20 protein-coding genes are annotated in these 19516 nt (G+C 52.5%); 13 read left to right on the top strand and 7 right to left on the bottom strand.

Annotated features, from left to right (window positions below):
• Positions 1-113: 113 nt before the first annotated feature.
• The 13 genes from leuS (at position 114) to lipA (ending at position 13736) form a co-directional block, all read left to right on the top strand.
• A complete protein-coding gene (leuS, locus tag EPIR_RS05835; RefSeq protein WP_023654393.1) occupies positions 114-2696 on the top strand; it encodes a leucine--tRNA ligase in 2583 nt (860 codons plus the stop codon).
• 14 nt (positions 2697-2710) lie between these two features.
• Entirely contained in the window at positions 2711-3310 is a 600-nt protein-coding gene (gene lptE, locus EPIR_RS05830) for an LPS assembly lipoprotein LptE (RefSeq protein ID WP_023654392.1), read from the top strand.
• Positions 3307-4338: a DNA polymerase III subunit delta gene (gene holA, locus EPIR_RS05825; RefSeq protein WP_023654391.1), complete on the top strand. Its 1032-nt coding sequence runs from the start codon at positions 3307-3309 to the stop codon at positions 4336-4338. The genes lptE and holA overlap by 4 nt, the downstream gene beginning before the upstream one ends.
• Positions 4331-5011 carry a nicotinate-nucleotide adenylyltransferase gene (nadD, locus tag EPIR_RS05820; protein ID WP_023654390.1) on the top strand — a complete coding sequence of 227 codons (681 nt, stop codon included), beginning with the start codon at positions 4331-4333 and terminating at the stop codon, positions 5009-5011. Before holA ends, nadD begins: the two co-directional genes overlap by 8 nt.
• A gap of 111 nt (positions 5012-5122) precedes the next feature.
• A complete protein-coding gene (gene rsfS / locus EPIR_RS05815; RefSeq protein WP_023654389.1) occupies positions 5123-5440 on the top strand; it encodes a ribosome silencing factor in 318 nt (105 codons plus the stop codon).
• A gap of 3 nt (positions 5441-5443) precedes the next feature.
• Positions 5444-5914 (top strand): 23S rRNA (pseudouridine(1915)-N(3))-methyltransferase RlmH, encoded by a 471-nt coding sequence (gene rlmH / locus EPIR_RS05810; protein ID WP_012442067.1) that lies wholly within the window; start codon positions 5444-5446, stop codon positions 5912-5914.
• Positions 5915-5948: 34 nt separating this feature from the next.
• On the top strand, positions 5949-7853 hold the full coding sequence (gene mrdA / locus EPIR_RS05805; RefSeq protein WP_023654388.1) for a peptidoglycan DD-transpeptidase MrdA: 1905 nt from the start codon (positions 5949-5951) through the stop codon (positions 7851-7853).
• A gap of 6 nt (positions 7854-7859) precedes the next feature.
• Positions 7860-8972 carry a peptidoglycan glycosyltransferase MrdB gene (gene mrdB, locus EPIR_RS05800; RefSeq protein ID WP_023654387.1) on the top strand — a complete coding sequence of 371 codons (1113 nt, stop codon included), beginning with the start codon at positions 7860-7862 and terminating at the stop codon, positions 8970-8972.
• A gap of 11 nt (positions 8973-8983) precedes the next feature.
• Positions 8984-10096, top strand: coding sequence for an endolytic peptidoglycan transglycosylase RlpA (gene rlpA / locus EPIR_RS05795; RefSeq protein WP_023654386.1), 1113 nt, complete (start codon positions 8984-8986; stop codon positions 10094-10096).
• Between the two features lie 99 nt (positions 10097-10195).
• A complete protein-coding gene (dacA, locus tag EPIR_RS05790) occupies positions 10196-11410 on the top strand; it encodes a D-alanyl-D-alanine carboxypeptidase DacA (RefSeq protein ID WP_048696995.1) in 1215 nt (404 codons plus the stop codon).
• Positions 11411-11575: 165 nt separating this feature from the next.
• Complete coding sequence (gene ybeD, locus EPIR_RS05785) at positions 11576-11839, top strand: DUF493 family protein YbeD (protein WP_023654384.1); 264 nt, start codon at positions 11576-11578, stop codon at positions 11837-11839.
• Between the two features lie 79 nt (positions 11840-11918).
• Entirely contained in the window at positions 11919-12590 is a 672-nt protein-coding gene (gene lipB, locus EPIR_RS05780; protein ID WP_048696994.1) for a lipoyl(octanoyl) transferase LipB, read from the top strand.
• A gap of 180 nt (positions 12591-12770) precedes the next feature.
• Entirely contained in the window at positions 12771-13736 is a 966-nt protein-coding gene (gene lipA, locus EPIR_RS05770; RefSeq protein ID WP_023654382.1) for a lipoyl synthase, read from the top strand.
• Positions 13737-13788: 52 nt separating this feature from the next.
• Here lipA and tatE read toward each other — a convergent pair whose 3' ends face one another.
• The 7 genes from tatE to EPIR_RS05740 all read right to left on the bottom strand — a co-directional run bounded on the left by tatE (position 13789) and on the right by EPIR_RS05740 (position 19515).
• On the bottom strand, positions 13789-13992 hold the full coding sequence (gene tatE / locus EPIR_RS05765; protein ID WP_023654381.1) for a twin-arginine translocase subunit TatE: 204 nt from the start codon (positions 13990-13992) through the stop codon (positions 13789-13791).
• 106 nt (positions 13993-14098) lie between these two features.
• Positions 14099-14884: a deaminated glutathione amidase gene (locus EPIR_RS05760; RefSeq protein WP_023654380.1), complete on the bottom strand. Its 786-nt coding sequence runs from the start codon at positions 14882-14884 to the stop codon at positions 14099-14101.
• Between the two features lie 353 nt (positions 14885-15237).
• Positions 15238-15447, bottom strand: a complete 210-nt coding sequence (cspE, locus tag EPIR_RS05755) for a transcription antiterminator/RNA stability regulator CspE (RefSeq protein WP_004156612.1) — start codon at positions 15445-15447, stop codon at positions 15238-15240.
• A 150-nt stretch (positions 15448-15597) separates the two neighbouring features.
• Entirely contained in the window at positions 15598-16167 is a 570-nt protein-coding gene (gene pagP / locus EPIR_RS05750) for a lipid IV(A) palmitoyltransferase PagP (protein ID WP_048697039.1), read from the bottom strand.
• Between the two features lie 889 nt (positions 16168-17056).
• Entirely contained in the window at positions 17057-17140 is an 84-nt protein-coding gene (locus EPIR_RS19330) for a small membrane protein YohP (protein WP_023654377.1), read from the bottom strand.
• Positions 17141-17243: 103 nt separating this feature from the next.
• Positions 17244-18593, bottom strand: coding sequence for a GntP family transporter (locus EPIR_RS05745; protein ID WP_023654376.1), 1350 nt, complete (start codon positions 18591-18593; stop codon positions 17244-17246).
• A gap of 145 nt (positions 18594-18738) precedes the next feature.
• On the bottom strand, positions 18739-19515 hold the full coding sequence (locus tag EPIR_RS05740; RefSeq protein WP_023654375.1) for an HPr family phosphocarrier protein: 777 nt from the start codon (positions 19513-19515) through the stop codon (positions 18739-18741).
• Position 19516 lies beyond the last annotated feature (1 nt).

The following is a 19516-nucleotide window of genomic DNA, read 5'->3' as shown; positions in this document are numbered from 1 at the left end:
CAGAGAAATGCCCTTTAGCTGGCTGCTTCCTGTTGTTGCGCTGGGGACGGATCGGCTATGCTATGTGGATCTGAATGAACATAAAAAATTTATACAAAGGACCACTGGCTAACATGCAAGAGCAATATCGCCCGGAAGAGATAGAATCCAACGTCCAGCAGCACTGGGATGAGAAGCAAACGTTCAAAGTGACCGAGGAAGAAGGTAAAGAGAAGTACTACTGCCTCTCCATGCTGCCCTATCCTTCTGGCCGCCTTCATATGGGCCATGTGCGCAACTACACCATTGGCGATGTGATTTCACGTTACCAGCGCATGCTGGGTAAAAACGTGCTACAGCCCATCGGCTGGGACGCTTTCGGTCTGCCTGCAGAGGGCGCTGCGGTGAAAAACAACACCGCGCCGGCCCCCTGGACCTATGCCAATATCGACTACATGAAAAACCAGCTAAAGCTGCTGGGCTTTGGCTATGACTGGAACCGTGAACTGGCAACCTGCCAACCGGAGTATTACCGCTGGGAGCAGTGGTTCTTCACTAAGCTGTATGAAAAAGGCCTGGTCTATAAGAAGACCTCAGCAGTTAACTGGTGCCCGCATGATATGACGGTACTGGCTAACGAGCAGGTTATTGACGGCTGCTGCTGGCGCTGCGATTCCAAAGTTGAGCGTAAAGAAATCCCACAGTGGTTTGTTAAAATTACCGACTACGCTGACGAATTACTAAACGATCTCGACAAGCTGGAAAGCTGGCCGGAGCAGGTGAAGACCATGCAACGGAACTGGATTGGTCGCTCCGAAGGCGTGGAAATTGAGTTCACGGTTATCGATAGCGAAGAGAAGCTGAGCGTCTACACCACCCGTCCAGACACCTTCATGGGCGTCACCTATCTGGCGGTAGCCGCGGGCCATCCATTGGCCGCGCAGGCAGCGATGAACAATCCGGCGTTGGCAGACTTCATTGCTGAATGCCGCAATACCAAAGTTGCCGAGGCAGATATGGCAACGATGGAGAAGAAAGGCATGGCGACCGGCCTGTTTGCAGCACATCCGCTGACGGGTGAAAAAGTGCCGGTCTGGGTGGCAAACTTTGTGCTGATGGAATATGGCACCGGTGCCGTTATGGCCGTTCCAGGCCACGACCAGCGTGACTGGGAATTTGCCAGCAAATATAACCTGCCGATCAAACCGGTTATTCTCGCCACTGACGGCAGCGTGCCGGATCTTAGCGAATCAGCGATGACCGAAAAAGGCGCGCTGTTTAACTCCGGTGAATTTGACGGTTTGTCGCACGAAGCGGGCTTCGACGCCATTGCGGCTAGGCTGACAGATAAAGGCGTCGGCGAACGTAAGGTGAATTATCGCCTGCGTGACTGGGGCGTGTCACGTCAGCGCTACTGGGGTGCGCCAATCCCTATGGTCACGCTGGAGGATGGCACGGTGATGCCGACGCCGGAAGATCAGCTGCCGGTTATCCTGCCGGAAGATGTGGTGATGGACGGTATTACCAGCCCGATCAAAGCCGATGCTGAGTGGGCGAAAACTGTCGTTAACGGCCAGCCTGCGCTGCGTGAAACCGATACCTTCGATACCTTTATGGAATCGTCCTGGTATTACGCGCGTTACACCTGCCCTAATTATGATAAGGGCATGCTGGACCCGGCTGCGGCTAACTATTGGCTGCCGGTAGATCAATATGTAGGTGGCATCGAACACGCTATCATGCACCTGCTCTATTTCCGCTTCTTCCACAAACTGCTGCGTGATGCAGGCTTGGTCAACTCTGACGAACCCGCTAAACGTCTGCTGTGCCAGGGCATGGTACTGGCTGATGCGTTCTATTTCACCGGTAGCAACGGCGAGCGTAACTGGGTCTCCCCTACTGACGTTAACGTTGAACGCGATGAGAAGGGGCGTATTACCAAAGCCACTGATAATGACGGCCACGAACTGGTCTATGCTGGCATGAGCAAAATGTCGAAGTCGAAAAATAACGGCATCGATCCGCAGGTGATGGTTGAGCGCTATGGTGCCGATACCGTACGTCTGTTTATGATGTTCGCCTCTCCGGCAGAAATGACCCTTGAGTGGCAGGAATCTGGCGTCGAGGGGGCTAATCGCTTCCTGAAACGCGTGTGGAGACTGGCCTTTGAACACACGGAAAAAGGGGCTACAGAGGCCATTGACCCGGATGCACTGAACGATGAGCAGAAAACTCTGCGTCGCGACCTGCATAAAACCATCAGCAAAGTCTCCGATGATATCGGTCGCCGTCAGACCTTTAACACCGCCATTGCGGCAATCATGGAGCTGATGAACAAGCTGGCGCGCGCACCACAGGAAACTGAACAGGACCGTGCGTTAATGCAAGAAGCGTTACTGGCCGTCGTTCGCATGCTTAACCCGTTTACCCCCCATGCCAGTTTTGTTCTATGGCAGGCGCTGGGCGGCGCAGGAGACATCGACAATGCACCGTGGCCTCAGGCAGACGCAGCGGCAATGGTGGAAGACTCCCTGCTTGTCGTGGTTCAGGTTAATGGTAAAGTGCGCGGAAAAATTACCGTCGCCGCTGACGCGACTCAGGAACAGGTGCAGGCTCGTGCTGCGCAGGAGCATCTGGTGGCCAAATATCTTGATGGCGTCACCATTCGTAAAGTGATTTATGTACCGGGCAAGCTGCTTAACCTGGTTGTTGGTTGATGTCAGGAGGAATTGTGCGACATCCGATAGTCTCTCTGTTACTTAGCATGGCGGTGTTGATCACCGCCGGATGTGGTTATCATCTGCGCGGCACAACTTCGGTGCCGCCAGAAATGAAAACGCTGATTGTGGATACATCAGACCCTTATGGCCCACTGACTCGTGCGGTGCGTGAACAGCTGAGGCTGAATAACGTCACGATCCTCGACAAGCCGGGCATTCGTCAGGACGTGCCTTCGCTGCGCCTGCAGGGAGAAACCGTTAGCCGTGATACCGCTTCTATTTTCCAGGACGGTAAAACGGCGGAATATTCAATGATGATGGTTGTGCGTGCTCAGGTACTGGTGCCTAATAAAGGTATCTATCCGATCAGCGCCACCGCGTATCGTTCATTCTTCGATAATTCTCAGGCTGCTCTGGCTAAAGACTCCGAGCAGGATATCATCGTGAATGAAATGCGCACCCAGGTGGTAGAGAAGCTGGTGCGTCAGCTGTTAACGGTTCACGTTGCAGAAGCTAACCCGGCAGTCAACACACTCGACCATACACCGTCAGCCGTTGATCGCCTGCCCGCAGATGCGAACACCATCTCGGACAGCTCTTACACACGATGATCAGGATTTACCCTGAGCAACTCGGCGCGCAACTTCGTGAGGGGTTGCGCGCCTGCTATCTATTAAGCGGTAATGAGCCTTTACTGTTGCAGGAAGCGCAGGATACGATTCGTACTGCTGCCCAACAGCAGGGATTCACCGAACACTTTAGCGTGACGCTGGAAACCGGAACCGACTGGCAGGACATATTCTCGACCTGTCAGGCATTGAGCCTGTTCGCCAGCCGCCAGACGTTATTGCTTATTCTGCCCGAAAATGGTCCGAATGCGGCAATGAGTGAGCAGCTGCTCACCCTTTCTACCCTGTTGCACAGCGATATCCTGCTGATCCTGCGTGCATCCCGGCTGACCAAAGGGCAAGAAAATAGCGCCTGGTACAAAGCATTCAGTACCAATGCGGTCGCGGTTCCCTGCCAAACACCTGAGCACGCACAGCTACCGCGCTGGGTTGCCACCCGGGCTAAAAAGCTGAACCTGACCCTGGATGATGCGGCAAATCAACTGCTGTGTTACTGCTACGAAGGGAATTTACTGGCTTTGTCGCAGGCGCTGGAGCGGCTTTCGCTACTGTGGCCGGATGGCAAATTGACGCTGCCACGCGTCGAGCAGGCGGTCAACGATGCCGCTCACTTCACTCCGTTCCAGTGGGTGGATGCTTTGCTGGCGGGCAAAAGCAAACGGGCGCTGCACATTCTGCGCCAAATGCATTCTGAAGACAGTGAGCCGGTGATCCTGCTGCGCACGCTGCAACGCGATCTGCTGCTGCTGTTAACATTACAGCGTCAGATGTCACATACCCCGCTGCGTACTCTGTTCGATCAGCACCGGGTCTGGCAAAACCGTCGGGCGCTGTTTGGCGATGCCCTACAGCGTCTCAGCGCCTTACAACTGGCACAGGCGTTAAGGATGCTGACTCAGACAGAACTGACGTTGAAACAGGACTATGGCCAGTCAGTCTGGCCAGAACTGGAAACGCTGACGCTGATAGTATGTCTCCCCACTTTTCCGGCGAGTTTTTGTGATGTGTGACCTCAATACGCTACACGCGCTGTATGGCGGTACTTTTGATCCCATTCATTACGGTCATTTGCGTCCGGTAGAAGCGATGGCCGCCGTGGCAGGTCTGCAAAAAGTGACCCTGCTGCCCAACAATGTCCCACCCCACCGCCCACAGCCGGAAGCGACGCCGACTCAAAGGGCTGAAATGGTCAGGCTGGCTATTGCCGATAATCCGCTTTTTGATCTCGACCTGCGTGAAATGCAGCGTGAAACGCCCTCTTACACTATCGACACGCTGGCAGCCATACGCGCCGAGCGTGGAGACAGGCAACCGCTCGCTTTTATTATTGGTCAGGACTCGCTGTTGACCTTACACAAATGGCATCGTTGGCAGGATATTCTGTCGCTGTGCCATCTGCTGGTTTGCCAGAGGCCGGGATATCGCAACACGATGGAAACCGCAGAGTTGCAGCGCTGGCTGAACAGTCATCAGACGCATTCCCCTGAAGAACTGCAACATATTCCCGCTGGTAAAGTGTTTCTCGCGGCAACCCCACTGGTGGCCATTTCCGCCACGGAGATCCGTGCGCTGCGTCATCGCGGGGGATCCGATGCCGACCTGCTGCCGCCTGCGGTTAGCGCTTATATCGATCGCGAGGGTTTATATCGCAACCCTGCACGGCATGATATACTGCGCCGCTGATTTTTCTGGGGCATCTTCAGCCCTTTAAACACACAATGTTACGGTTATCATTTCAGCTCGCGTCGCGAATATGAGATAAACCCGCAGACTTAAATCCCAAGGGGGAACCTTTTGCAAGGTCAAGAACTCCAAGACTTCGTTGTTGATAAAATTGACGATTTAAAAGGCCAGAACATCGTCGCTATCGATGTACACGGCAAATCCAGCATCACCGATTGCATGGTAATCTGCACCGGTACTTCTACGCGTCATGTCGTATCGATTGCCGAACATGTGGTTCAGGAAGCCCGCCTCGCCGGTTTACGCCCGTTTGGCGTTGATGGCCGTGCTGCTGCTGACTGGGTGGTGGTTGATCTGGGCGAAGTGATCGTTCATGTGATGCAGGAAGAGAGCCGTCAGCTATACGAACTGGAAAAGCTCTGGAGTTAAGCCGTGAAGCTGCAACTGGTTGCCGTTGGCACCAAAATGCCTGACTGGGTACAAACTGGCTTTATGGAGTATCTGCGGCGCTTTCCGAAAGATATGCCCTTCGAACTCACGGAAGTGCCCGCTGGAAAGCGTGGAAAAAACGCAGATATCAAGCGCATCCTGGAGAAAGAAGGCGAAATGATGTTGGCTGCCACTGGTAAAGGTAATCGCATCGTCACGCTGGATATACCCGGCCAGCCGTGGGAAACACCGCAGCTTGCCAGCCAGCTGGAGCGCTGGAAACAGGATGGCCGTGACGTCAGCCTGTTGATCGGCGGCCCGGAAGGATTGTCACCCGCCTGCAAGGCAGCAGCGGAGCAAAGCTGGTCACTCTCAGCGCTCACCCTGCCCCATCCGCTGGTACGCGTGTTGGTCGCAGAGAGTTTGTATCGTGCATGGAGCATTACTGCGAATCACCCTTATCACCGAGAATAACCGATAAGGTCAACCGGACTGACACAGACAGCGGATGAAATTACAACGTAACTCCTTTCGTGACTACACTGCCGAGCAGACGCTGTTTGTTCGCCGGGCGCTTGTCGCCTTTTTCGGCATTCTATTGCTCTCCGGTATACTGGTGGTCAATCTCTACCACCTGCAAATTATCCGCTTTGACGACTACAGTACGCGTTCTAACGCCAACCGTATCAAACTCGTCCCGGTGGCCCCGAGCAGGGGTATCATCTACGATCGCAGCGGAACGCCACTGGCGCTGAACCGTACCATCTATCAGCTTGAACTGGTGCCGGAAAAAGTCGACAACCTGCAAGAAACCCTGCAACAGCTCAAATCCGTTGTCGATCTGAGCGATGACGATCTTGATGCTTTCCAAAAAGAACGTAAGCGCTCACGCCGCTTCACCTCTATTGCGCTAAAAACCAGTCTGACTGAAGTTCAGGTTGCTCGCTTTGCGGTCAATCAATATCGCTTCCCCGGCGTAGAAGTGAAAGGTTATCAACGTCGTTACTATCCTTACGGCTCCGCCCTGACCCACGTATTGGGTTACGTGTCCAAAATTAACGATCGTGACGTCGAACGCCTTGATAAAGAAGGTAAGTGGCCAAACTACGCAGCCACTCATGACATTGGCAAGCTGGGCATCGAGCGATATTACGAAGATGTGCTGCATGGCAAAACGGGCTATGAAGAGGTTGAGGTTAACAACCGAGGCCGTGTTATTCGCCAGCTGCATGAGCAAACCCCGCAGGCCGGGCGTGATATCCACCTAACTATCGATCTTAAACTGCAGCAGTACATTGAAACCCTGCTGGCAGGCAGTCGTGCTGCCGTGGTAGTGACCGATCCGCGTAATGGCGAAATCCTGTCGATGGTCTCTATGCCGAGCTACGATCCCAATCCGTTTGTTGGTGGCATCTCAAGCAAGCAGTACAACCTGCTGATTAATGACGAGAACCGCCCACTGATTAACCGTACGACTCAGGGAGCTTATCCTCCGGCGTCAACGGTGAAACCCTATATTGCCGTTTCCGCCCTTACCGCAGGGGTGATTACACGTAATACCAGTCTTTTCGATCCCGGATGGTGGCAACTTCCCGGTTCTGAAAAACGCTTTCGCGACTGGAAACACTGGGGTCACGGTCACCTCAACGTAACGAAATCACTCGAAGAATCCGCTGACACCTTCTTCTACCAGGTCGCCTATGACATGGGTATCGATCGCCTGAGTGAATGGATGGGCAAGTTTGGTTATGGGCAGCTGTCCGGCATCGATTTGACGGAAGAAACACCCGGCATCATGCCCACGCGTGAATGGAAAATGAAGCGCTTCAAGAAACCCTGGTATCAGGGGGACACGATCCCGGTCGGAATCGGACAAGGGTACTGGACCGCCACCCCTGTGCAGATGAACAAGGCGCTGATGACCCTGATCAATGACGGCGCCATTAAAACGCCTCATCTGATGATGGATACCATGCAGGGGGAAAGTAAAGTACCGTGGCGTCAGCCTCCAGGCGCCCCGGTTGCAGACGTTCATAGCGGTTACTGGGAAATAGCTAAGGATGGGATGTATGGCGTGGCAAACCGCCCTAACGGCACCGCACGTAAGAGCTTTGCGGATGCACCGTATAAAATTGCCGCCAAGTCCGGTACAGCACAGGTGTTTGGTTTAAAAGCGAATGAGACCTATAACGCTCACAAAATCACAGAGCGTCTGCGTGACCATAAGCTAATGACCGCTTTTGCTCCTTATGATCAACCGCGTGTGGCGGTAACCATCATCCTTGAGAATGGCGGAGCGGGTCCGGCAGTCGGCACCATTATGCGCCAGATCCTCGACCATATTATTCTTGGCGATAATAATACCAACCTACCTGTCGCGCCGCCAACGCCGCCAGGCTACGAGGGTGAATAACCGGTTATGAGTAGTAGCCATCAGAAAAAAACAATCTGGACCCGCATCCATATTGATCCCCTGTTTTGTCTTATTATCGCTGCGCTGCTTGTCTACAGTGCGCTGGTCATGTGGAGTGCCAGCGGGCAGGATCCGGGCATGATGGAGCGTAAACTGGTTCAGATTTGTATGGGTGTTGTAGTGATGCTGGTGATGGCGCAGATCCCGCCCCGCGTTTATGAAGGCTGGGCCCCCTATCTGTACATCGTGTGCGTTGTCCTGCTGATTGCGGTTGATACCTTTGGCCAAATCAGTAAGGGCGCTCAGCGTTGGCTGGATCTCGGCGTGGTCCGTTTTCAGCCTTCGGAGATAGCCAAAATTGCCGTGCCGCTGATGGTGGCACGCTTTATCAACCGCGATGTCTGTCCGCCAACGCTAAAAAATACCGCTATCGCCCTGGTATTGATCTTTATGCCGACCTTGCTGGTTGCGGCACAGCCCGATCTGGGTACTTCGATTCTTATCGCTGCTTCTGGCCTGTTTGTGCTGTTCCTCTCAGGAATGAGCTGGAAACTGATCGCGGTGGCGGTGCTGCTGGTAGCGGCGTTTATCCCTATTCTGTGGTTCTTCCTGATGCACGACTACCAGCGTGACCGCGTGATGATGCTGCTGGACCCGGAAAGCGATCCGCTCGGTGCCGGTTATCATATTATTCAGTCAAAGATTGCTATCGGTTCTGGTGGGTTACGCGGTAAAGGCTGGCTGCACGGCACTCAATCCCAGCTGGAATTTCTGCCCGAGCGCCACACCGACTTTATCTTTGCCGTGCTGGCGGAAGAATTAGGATTGGTCGGTGTGCTGGTTCTGCTGATACTCTACGTACTGCTGATATTGCGTGGCCTGATGATGGCTGCACGCGCACAGACCACTTTTGGCCGCGTGATGGCAGGTGGTATGATGCTGATCTTCTTTGTCTATGTTTTTGTTAACATCGGCATGGTGAGCGGCATTTTACCGGTGGTCGGTGTACCGCTGCCGCTAGTCAGTTACGGGGGATCGGCACTTATCGTCCTGATGGCCGGATTTGGCATCATCATGTCGATTCATACCCATCGAAAACTGTTGTCAAAGAGTGTTTAAGAGGCATTAACATGCGTAAGGATTGGCTTTGTATTGCGCTGGCATCAGCTTTGCTGACAGCCTGTACGACTGACAACGATCGGCAGGCGCCCGTTACACGGCAGCAGCCGGCTTATAACGGCCCGGTGGTAGAGATCGGCGGTGCTGAGCCGCGTTATGAACCGTTTAATCCGGCAACCTCTCAGGATTATAAGGTTAATGGTACTAGCTGGAAAATTGTTAAAGATCCGTCAAACTTTAGTCAAACCGGACTCGCCACCACCTACGGTGAAGAGATGGGTAGCAACCAAACCGCAACGGGTGAGCCCTTTGATGCCAATGCGTTGACTGCGGCACATCCTACGCTGCCGTTACCAAGCTATGTGCGCGTCACTAACCTGGCCAACGGTCGTATGATTGTCGTACGCGTTAACGACCGTGGTCCTTATACATCGGGACGCATTATCGATCTGTCGCGTGCTGCGGCAGACCGCCTCAATACCTCGAATAATACCCGGGTGCGCGTCGACTATATCAACGTTGCGCCGGACGGCACGCTTTCCGGCCCCGGCACCATCGGTACGACCGTGGCGAAACAGACTTATGCCTTACCACCGCGCCCGAATATTAGTGGCGGCATGACGGCGATGGGCGGCAGCGCGGCAGCATCTGTACCGGTGTCACCGCCGCCGCAAGATCCTGGCATGCAGCCGGTCGCGTCACGTCCGGTTGACAATTCAACGCTCAACACTCGTGATGGCGCTATGGGTGCCCCGGTTCGCAGCAGCGGCTTCCTCGGTGCTGCGCAGCCGTTGCAAGGCGGTGTGCTTGAAAGCAGCGAGCCAGAAGTCGCTACGCCCGCCCGCAACGTGCCCACTGCGAATGCTGCCCCGGTGGTCGCGGCGGCAGACGGCAACTATGTGGTTCAGGTTGGCGCACTCAGTAATGCCGACAAGGCCCATGAGCTGGCGACCCGTTTAGGCAAGCGCTTTGGTGTTCAGGGCGCGGTCGACGGCCGAGGCAACATTTATCGCGTACAGCTGGGCCGTTTCAGCTCACGTCAGCAGGCGGCTGCCCTACAGCTGCGGCTGGCGAATGAAGCACAGCAACAGTCATTTATCACCGTCGCACCTGCTGCAATGTAATTCTCCCGGCCTGCAAGATTTAAGCAGGTCGCGAATGGATGATTTTGCTATAGTGAGTCACTTTTATTAACCTGGCCAATGGATGTTATCGTCCTTAACATGAACACTTTGAACCCGTCCCGACTGCTTAAACGCCTGACCGTAGGCTCGCTGATTGCTCTCAGCCTCAACGTTGTCGCCTATGCTGACGATGTCAACATTAAAACCATGATCCCAGGCGTGCCGGAAATTGACGCAGAAGCCTATGTTCTGATCGATTATAACTCCGGGAAAGTGCTGGCAGAAAAGAATGCCGATGCGCGCCGCGACCCGGCAAGCCTGACCAAAATGATGACCAGCTATGTCATCGGCCAGGCTATCAAAGCGGGTAAAATCCATCAGGACGATATTGTTACCGTGGGTAAAGACGCCTGGGCTACCGGTAATCCGGTATTCAAAGGTTCTTCCCTGATGTTCCTGAAACCGGGTGACCGGGTGCCGGTTTCTCAGCTGACGCGCGGCATCGTGCTGCAATCAGGTAACGATGCCTGTGTGGCAATGGCCGATTACGTTGCCGGTAGCCAGGACACGTTTGTTGGTCTGATGAACAACTATGTTAAGGCGCTGGGGCTGCAAAATACGCATTTCCAGACGGTACACGGCCTTGATGCTGAAGGTCAGTACAGCTCCGCGCGCGATATGGCGCTTATCGGTCGCGCTCTCATTCGTGATGTGCCAGATGAATACGCCGTTTATCACGAGAAAGAGTTCACCTTCAACAATATTCGCCAGATGAACCGTAACGGCCTGCTATGGGATACCAGCCTGAACGTTGATGGCATCAAAACGGGCCATACCGAGTCAGCGGGCTATAATCTCGTCGCTTCAGCGACTGAAGGCCAGCAAATGCGCCTGATATCGGCAGTCATGGGCGGTCACACTTATAAAGGCCGCGAAACTGAAAGCAAAAAACTGCTGACCTGGGGCTTCCGTTTCTTTGAAACTGTAGCGCCGCTGAAGGCGGGTAAAGAGTTTGCTTCCGAGCCGGTATGGTTTGGCAACAGCGATCGTGTTCAGCTTGGCGTAGAGAACGATGTTTATCTGACCATTCCGCGCGGCCGGATGAAAGATTTGAAAGCCAGCTATACGCTTAGCAACACCGAGCTACATGCTCCGCTACAGAAAAATCAGGTCGTCGGCACAATCAACTTCCAGCTGGATGGCAAAAATATTGAACAACATCCGCTTGTGGTTCTGAATGAGATGCCGGAAGGCGGCTTCTTTGGCCGCATCGTTGACTACATCAAGTTAATGTTCCATCACTGGTTTGGTTAATCAGTCGGCATAAACAGGGCCGATCCGCGATCGGCCCTGTCTTAGCATCAACGTTCATCGCTTGAAATTAATCGCCTGTATCCCCATATTGTGAGTTATCAATCCCAGTTTATTATCTGCAACTCCCGCTAAAGCGGGGGGCTTAGTGGTGTCACCGGAGTCTATATGAAAACCAATCTTAAAGAACTGCTCGAATTCCCGACGTCTTTTACCTATAAAGTAATGGGTCTGGCACAGCCAGAGCTGGTCGATCAGGTGGTTGAAGTGGTGCAACGTCATGCCCCAGGTGACTACTCGCCGGAGGTCAAGCCAAGCAGCAAAGGCAACTACCATTCTGTGTCCATCACCATTAACGCAACACACATCGAACAGGTGGAAATCCTGTATGAAGAATTGGGTAATATCGAAATTGTGCGTATGGTGCTGTAACCGATAACAGGGGCAAGCTGGTTCTTGCCCTGTACCAACGTTATACTGCCCCCCTGTTTATCCAACCGGATTGCCCGTTTTGTCTCCAGATACTCTGATTATCCGCCAACTGGGCCTACAGCCTTGGGCTCCCGTTTCCCTCGCCATGCACCGGTTTACCGACCAGCGTCATGATGAAACGCCAGATGAAATCTGGCTGGTGGAGCATCTACCGGTGTTTACCCAGGGACAAGCGGGAAAAAGCGAGCACCTGCTCATGCCCGGCGATATTCCCGTCATGCAGAGCGATCGTGGAGGCCAGGTCACCTATCACGGCCCGGGGCAGCAGGTCATGTATGTGATGATCAACCTGAAACGGCGCAAGGTTGGCGTGCGCCAGCTGGTTACCGCGATTGAACAGACGGTCGTTGATACGCTGGCTGCGTTTTCCGTTAGCGCCAATGCACGCAGCGATGCACCGGGCGTATACGTGGATGGGAAAAAAATCTGTTCACTTGGCCTGCGCATTCGTCAGGGCTGTTCATTTCATGGTTTGGCGCTCAACGTCGATATGGATCTGGCCCCGTTTCTGCGTATTAACCCCTGTGGTTATGCCGGCCTGGAGATGACACAGCTGACGCAACAGCACCCGGGCGCGACGCTGGCTGCGGTGCAGCCGCTATTAATAGCCAGCTTTGCCCGGCATCTGGCTATTACCGACATTGACTGGAGCGAAGATTCGCCACTGCGGTTTTTGTCGGAAAGGCATTGAAGCTGTTTTACAATTCTGTAACCCTTTCTCGCAAGGGCAGGCTGAATCTGCCGCGAGGAGATGATATAATTTGCGCGCTTTATCAAAAAAAGTTGAAAATCACCAACTCATTGAGTGTTATGCGGCTGCGCTTTTTTAAAGTGAGCGACGACCGCATTCCAACCTGGAACCAACAAGAATATGAGTAAACCTATCGTGATGGAACGCGGCGTTAAATACCGCGATGCAGACAAAATGGCGTTGATCCCGGTGAAAACCGTGGTAACCGAGCGTACGGAAGTTTTACGTAAGCCGGAGTGGATGAAAATCAAGCTGCCCGCCGACTCCAGCCGTATCCAGGGTATCAAAGCTGCGATGCGTAAAAATGGTCTGCACTCCGTTTGCGAAGAGGCCTCCTGCCCTAACCTTGCTGAGTGTTTCAACCACGGTACAGCCACTTTTATGATCCTCGGCGCAATCTGCACCCGCCGGTGCCCATTCTGCGATGTGGCGCACGGTCGCCCGATGACGCCGGACGCCAACGAGCCGGGTAAACTGGCACAAACTATCGCCGATATGGCGCTGCGTTATGTAGTCATTACCTCGGTCGACCGTGATGACCTGCGCGACGGTGGAGCCCAGCATTTTGCTGACTGTATCAGCGCCATTCGTGAAAAAAGTCCGACGATCAAAATTGAAACCCTGGTACCCGATTTCCGTGGGCGTATGGATCGCGCGCTTGAAATACTCAACGCCACACCGCCAGATGTGTTTAACCACAACCTTGAAAACGTACCACGCGTTTATCGTCAGGTGCGCCCCGGCGCAAACTACGACTGGTCCCTGAAATTGCTGGAGCGATTTAAAGAAGCCCACCCGGAAATCCCCACCAAATCAGGTCTGATGGTTGGACTGGGCGAAACGAATGCTGAAATCGTAGAAGTGATGCGCGATTTACGTCGTCATGGCGTCACTATGCTGACTCTCGGCCAATATTTGCAGCCCAGCCGCCATCATTTACCGGTTCAGCGCTACGTCAGTCCGGCAGAGTTTGACGAAATGAAAGCAGCAGCCATAGATATGGGCTTTACTCATGCTGCCTGCGGGCCGTTTGTACGCTCCTCATATCACGCCGATATGCAGGCGAAAGGGCTTGAAGTCAAATAACGCCCGTCGTAAAAAAACGGATGGCTGGGTCATCCGTTTTTTTCCTAACCCACTACTCTTTATGAACAGTCGGCCCGACATGTTTATCTTCTGGCGCAGTTTTGCTCGTTGAGCCGCCATCGTCATTCATCGCCTTTTTGAAGCCTTTAATCGCCGATCCCAGATCCCCACCAAGAGTACGCAATTTTTTGGTCCCAAATAAAAGGACGATAAGTGCACCCACAATCAGCAATTTAGCAAGACTGATACCTTCCATTTTTACCTTCTGTCATCAACCTGACCGCAATGCGATCTTCACACGTACTGTATTAACGCCCGCTTCAGGAAGCAATTCAAGCCGATGCTGTAACAAAACATGTTGATCAAAGCTGCGGTGGAGCAAAACGCCGATTAGCCAGCACTGGCAGTACGCGACGAGCTTCGGCGATACGCTCCGCATCGATTTCAGCTAACACCAGCGCCGGTCCCTCCGCCGCTTTGGCAATGGCGACACCCAACGGATCAACCACCATGCTGTTACCAATGTTGCGCGGCCCGCACTCCCCTACTGCCACCACATAACAGGTGTTTTCCAGCGCGCGCGCGGTGACCAACACCTGCCAGTGCATCTCTTTAAGCGGTCCTCTTACCCAGGCAGAAGGCAGCACCAACAAATCAGCGCCGTCTAACGCCAATCGACGTGCCAATTCAGGAAAACGGATGTCATAGCAGGTCATCAGACCGACCTTCATCCCGTCGACATTCACCAGCGGAGGTATGCGATCCCCCGCATTAACATGAAGTGATTCCTGAATGGCAAAAGCATCATAGAGATGCAACTTATCATAGCGGGCGATAATCTCGCCTTTACGCATGGCTACCAGCACGTTAAAAACGCGCCCCTTGTCATCCGGCACGTGAATAGTCAACACCGTCGTCAGGGTGTTATGCAGGCTGGCAGCCAGTAGTAAAGTCAGAAAAGGGCCATCGAGAGGCTGAGCGGCTTTTATTCCCCATTCAGGGTCGGCGATATCACGCGCTAACACCGCCTCTGGCAATACCAGTAAGTGAGCACCCTGCCGGTAAGCCTGATCCATCAGGCTGATGCAGATATCGGCATTTTTCTGCCACTCACGACCTACCGCGAATTGTCCTAAGGCTACTTTCATAATTCATCCCCCCAGCCACGCTTACTGGACTTGTTAACATTTCGGCGCCGCCTCTCATTGACTGAAGAGCACGTAGCACGCTCAAACATCGCTTTAATGTTTCCTTAATCTTGTCGCCCTACACTGGATGCCATTTGACAAAAAAGGATAAGAGAGATGGTCTGGCTTCCCCGTAAACGCAACGAATATCTCGCGGTAATAATAACATGCGCGGTGACGGTTAGCTGGCTGATACTCTTCTTTAGCCGCTAACGTGAGTGATGGGTAGTCTTTCAACAATGGGCACCGTTTGACGGAGCGCAGGTAAAAAAAAACCCGCCATAAGGCGGGTTTTAAGAATTCTGTCTGATAACTTAAATAGCGGCAACGTTAGCAGCAGATGGGCCTTTGGCACCGTTAGTGATTTCGAACTCTACGCGCTGACCTTCAGCCAGAGTTTTGAAACCATTGCTCTGGATGGCAGAGAAGTGTACGAATACATCTTTGCTACCATCTTCAGGAGTAATGAAACCGAATCCTTTGGACTCATTAAACCACTTAACGCTACCTTTAATCTTAGACATCTATATTACCTTTACATGAAAAATGGACACTAAACTGTGTCGAGGGTTAGTACAGCAATTGCGAAGGCTTTTGTCCAGTCGCCAGGGGCGAAAAAGTGATAAATATCGTTTTTTTTTACCATACATTAACTTCTCGCCTCTGACGTGACGTCAGAACTGCCAGCGCAGCCAGGCAAAATATACGTTTCCGTTATTATAAGTTCCTGGAATGTAAGTCATCTGGAAAGAAGCGGAACCATAACCTATTGAAGCCAAGGGTAATATCACCGGAATAGGAATATAGTTCCAGTTATCGCGCATCGTCACTGCTGCGGTGTAGCCCAAACCGAGATGAAAATCAGGTTCAGCTAACGGACGCCAGGTTTTTTCCCAACCATAACCCCCTATTGGCTCCCACTTGTTAAAGGAGTCTTTAAAAGCCATCAAATAGATGCCGTTCCAGTTTCCCTTTTCGTTGTAGCGTGAGATGCCTCCGCCAGCCCCCCAGGGATGTTCGTTATATTTATCCGTCTTATCTGAATCGTATGCCCATCGGTTGTGCCAGGTGATTACCGGGACGTACAGGTCGAATGTTTGCGGTTCATTCCACGTCTGACTGACATTATCGCTGAAGCTGTGCCAGCCGTTGGCAACGCCATCTGCCAAAGTGGCCGCATGCACACTCGCTATGCACAGGTAGCAAGGCAGCATCAAAAAGTACAAGACAAGTTTACGTTTCATCGTCATTTTCACAGCTCCCTGATTAATGTGCGACATAGCGCACTTGAAATAGCCAGCCTGTTTCGACGGGCTCAAAGTATCAATTATAAAAGTTTTACTTCAACAGCCATTCAATGGCCGATTTTAAGACCATTACATGCATGCTATTTGATGATAAATCAATCGGCTCAACGTTAACGTTATGTAAAATCAATCAAATTAAGAAAAGCTGATATGACTGTAATTCTAAACCATCAGAAAAAAGTTTCCAAATAACGCGATATTTGTCCCCTTTGGAGCCCCTTTCCTCCACGCTACCCCCAACAAAATGCCCTTGTTCCAGATCATAAAACCTCACTTTTTTTATGTTAGACACCATCGATATTGAGGCATACTGCCTAATTAATTTAAAAAACACATAATAAACAACAAATTAAATGAGTTATGCGAAAATAATTTTGGTTAACATTATTTATGGATATCCACATAAATTTTGTTAAAATATTTCTAACGTAATAGTTCTCAGGATGAGTAAAGGTGATAAAGATGCTGAGATGTAGCAGATGTGGATGTCGCAGGTTTGTTTTTACGATACGTGGTGATAAATATGGTGAGCATCACGGTGCCATCTGTGCAGCATGCCGTAAGCGTCTGAATACGAGCGACCTTTTCGTTTTCGCATCAGGCATGAAAGTAAGCTGCTGCAAAAAAGAGGTGGTCAATATGACGAACGCCTGCTTCAAAACTAAATCGCAGCATCCGCGATGATACAGAGTGCCGGTGCAGACACCTGCTGAACGCCATCGTTGAAGAGTCGCCGGGCGGGTGAGCGTTAGCAAGCCGCACACTTTGCAGAAGGAAAAATGCGGGTTGAGACTGTATATGACACAACAGCCTTCCCGCATCAACTTTAGAAAATAAGTTTAAACACACCCGTAATTGTCAGCAAACCGACAATAAAAATAATCGCAATAATCCACAGAAAAATCTTCATTTCATCACCTCAAATCAATAAAAAGCCACGACAAAGTAGTCACCCAAGTGTAGAAGAATAATAGAGTTTTGCTCAATTGCTTTTTTTTCTGTCGGTACTTGCTCTACGTGAGCAAAGAGACGAGCCATACCAGCGCAAATCCGCTAAGTGCCATCACCGTGGTCAGCACTGTCCAGGTTTTAAGCCCATCAGCAACGGACAGGCCAAGATAACGCGTTACCACCCAGAACCCTGCGTCATTCACATGTGACAGTCCCAGGCCGCCAAAGCAGGCAGAGAGCGTGACCAGCACCAGCTGCCACTCACTGACTCCGCTAACCGCCTCAGCCAGCAAGCCGCTGGTCGTCAGTATCGCCACGGTGGCAGAACCCTGTGAAGCGCGTAGCGCCAGAGACAAAAGAAATGCGGCTGGGATCAGCGGCAGATGAATATTTTCCAGCGATAAAGCCAGCGCTTTACCCACGCCAGATTCTACCAGAACCTTACCAAATGCCCCTCCCGCACCAGCGACCAGAATGACGCCAGCTGAGCCGGGTATTGCGCGATCCAGCAAATCACTCAGCTTATCTTTACTCCAGCCCCGACGCAGCCCCAGCAGCCAGGCAGACAGCGCCAGGGCGATCAACAGGGCAATCGCCGGAGTCCCAATGAGCGTGAGCAGCTGGCGCAACGCATTCGACGGTGGCAAGGCGCTGTGAGCCAGCGTGCCGACGACAATAAGGACTATCGGCACCAGGATAAGTGATGAAATCAGCCAGGCTCCCGGCGATTGCTGCTGCTGGCGGACGCCATCTTGCTTTGCAAGCTGTAGCTGCTCCAGTACGGCGAGGGAGAGCTGATAATGCCGACGGTTCATTCGCTGGGCGATAACATAGCCCGCCACACTAACCGGAATGGAAATCGCGATCCCTGACAACATTAGCCACCCCATATCACTATGCAGCAACCCCGCCGCCGCCGCCGCTCCCGGATGAGTGGGTAGAGCAACATGCACGGTCAGCATCACTCCCGCCATCGGAAGCCCATATTTAAGCGGGGAAACGCGTGCCACTTTGGCAAAACCATAAATTAGCGGGATCACAATAATAAACCCGACTTCAAAAAAAACGGGAATTCCCAAAATAAACGCCGCTATCGTCAGCGCTGCAACGCTACGTTGTTCGCCCAGGCGATGATTTAGTCGCTGCGCCAGCGATTCCGCACCGCCGGAAGATTCAATGATGGCTCCCAGCATTGCACCCAACACAATGATAATGGTTATGGACCCCAGCAGACCGCCCATACCGGCTACGATCGTCGGCATGATTTTATCGGTCGGAATACCGGTTACCCATGCAACCAGCAGACTCACCACCAGCAGAGCAACAAAAGGATGGACTTTGGCTTTAATCACCAACAGCAGCAACATCAGTACGCTAGCTACGGCAATAGTTAATAACAGGGCGGTAGACATGATATTTAGCCTCGTCGGATTTTATTGTTTTTGCGCCTGAAGCGCGTTGATTGACAGCCTGTTTCCCGGCGTTGTGGCCTGTTTCAGGCCGCAAAAAACCGCGTAGCGAGCCAAAGCCCGCAACGTTAATCGTTATGCATTGTGCTTAATTAAATGCGGACAACCACCCCAATCCTGCCTGGGTTGTCGTGCGCGGAATATACTCGCAGCCAATCCAGCCCTGATATCCGCTGCGATCGATCAGCTCGAAGAGCCACGGATAGTTAATTTCACCTTCATCCGGTTCATGGCGAGCGGGCACTGAAGCAATTTGGATGTGTCGATACTGCCCAATGTAATCAGCGATCAGGTGAGTCAGATTGCCGTCTACCAGCTGTGCGTGATACAAATCGAGCTGGCTGAAAACGCCCGGACGATCGATCCGCTTTACCATTTCCAACACCTGATACTGACTGGAATAGAGATAGCCTGGTTTGGTTGCAGGGTTAAGTGCTTCAAGCAAAATGCGGATATCGTGTTGGGCAAAACGCTCTGCCGCATAGCGCACGTTGTCGATCAAGGTTCGACAGTACACTTCACGATCTGCAGCGGTTGGAACCACGCCTGCCATGATGTGTACCTGGCGACAATCGAGAACAAGTGCATATTCCAGCGCACGGTCAATATCACGTCGCGCATCGGCTTCACGGCCAGGAATAGCGGAAATTCCCCATTCCCCCGCTCCGGTATCGCCGGGTGCGGTATTAAACAACACCAGCTCCAGGTGATTACGGGTTAACGCCTGTTTCAATACTGCTGGCTCATACTCATAGGGAAACAGGCATTCAACCGCGCGAAACCCGGCTTGTGCCGCAGCATCGAAACGTTGCAGAAACGGCATTTCGTTAAACAGGGTCGATAAATTGGCAGCAAACTTGGGCATA

The organism is Erwinia piriflorinigrans CFBP 5888 (assembly GCF_001050515.1).
GTDB lineage: Bacteria > Pseudomonadota > Gammaproteobacteria > Enterobacterales > Enterobacteriaceae > Erwinia > Erwinia piriflorinigrans.
This window is presented reverse-complemented; position numbering and strand designations above follow the sequence as displayed.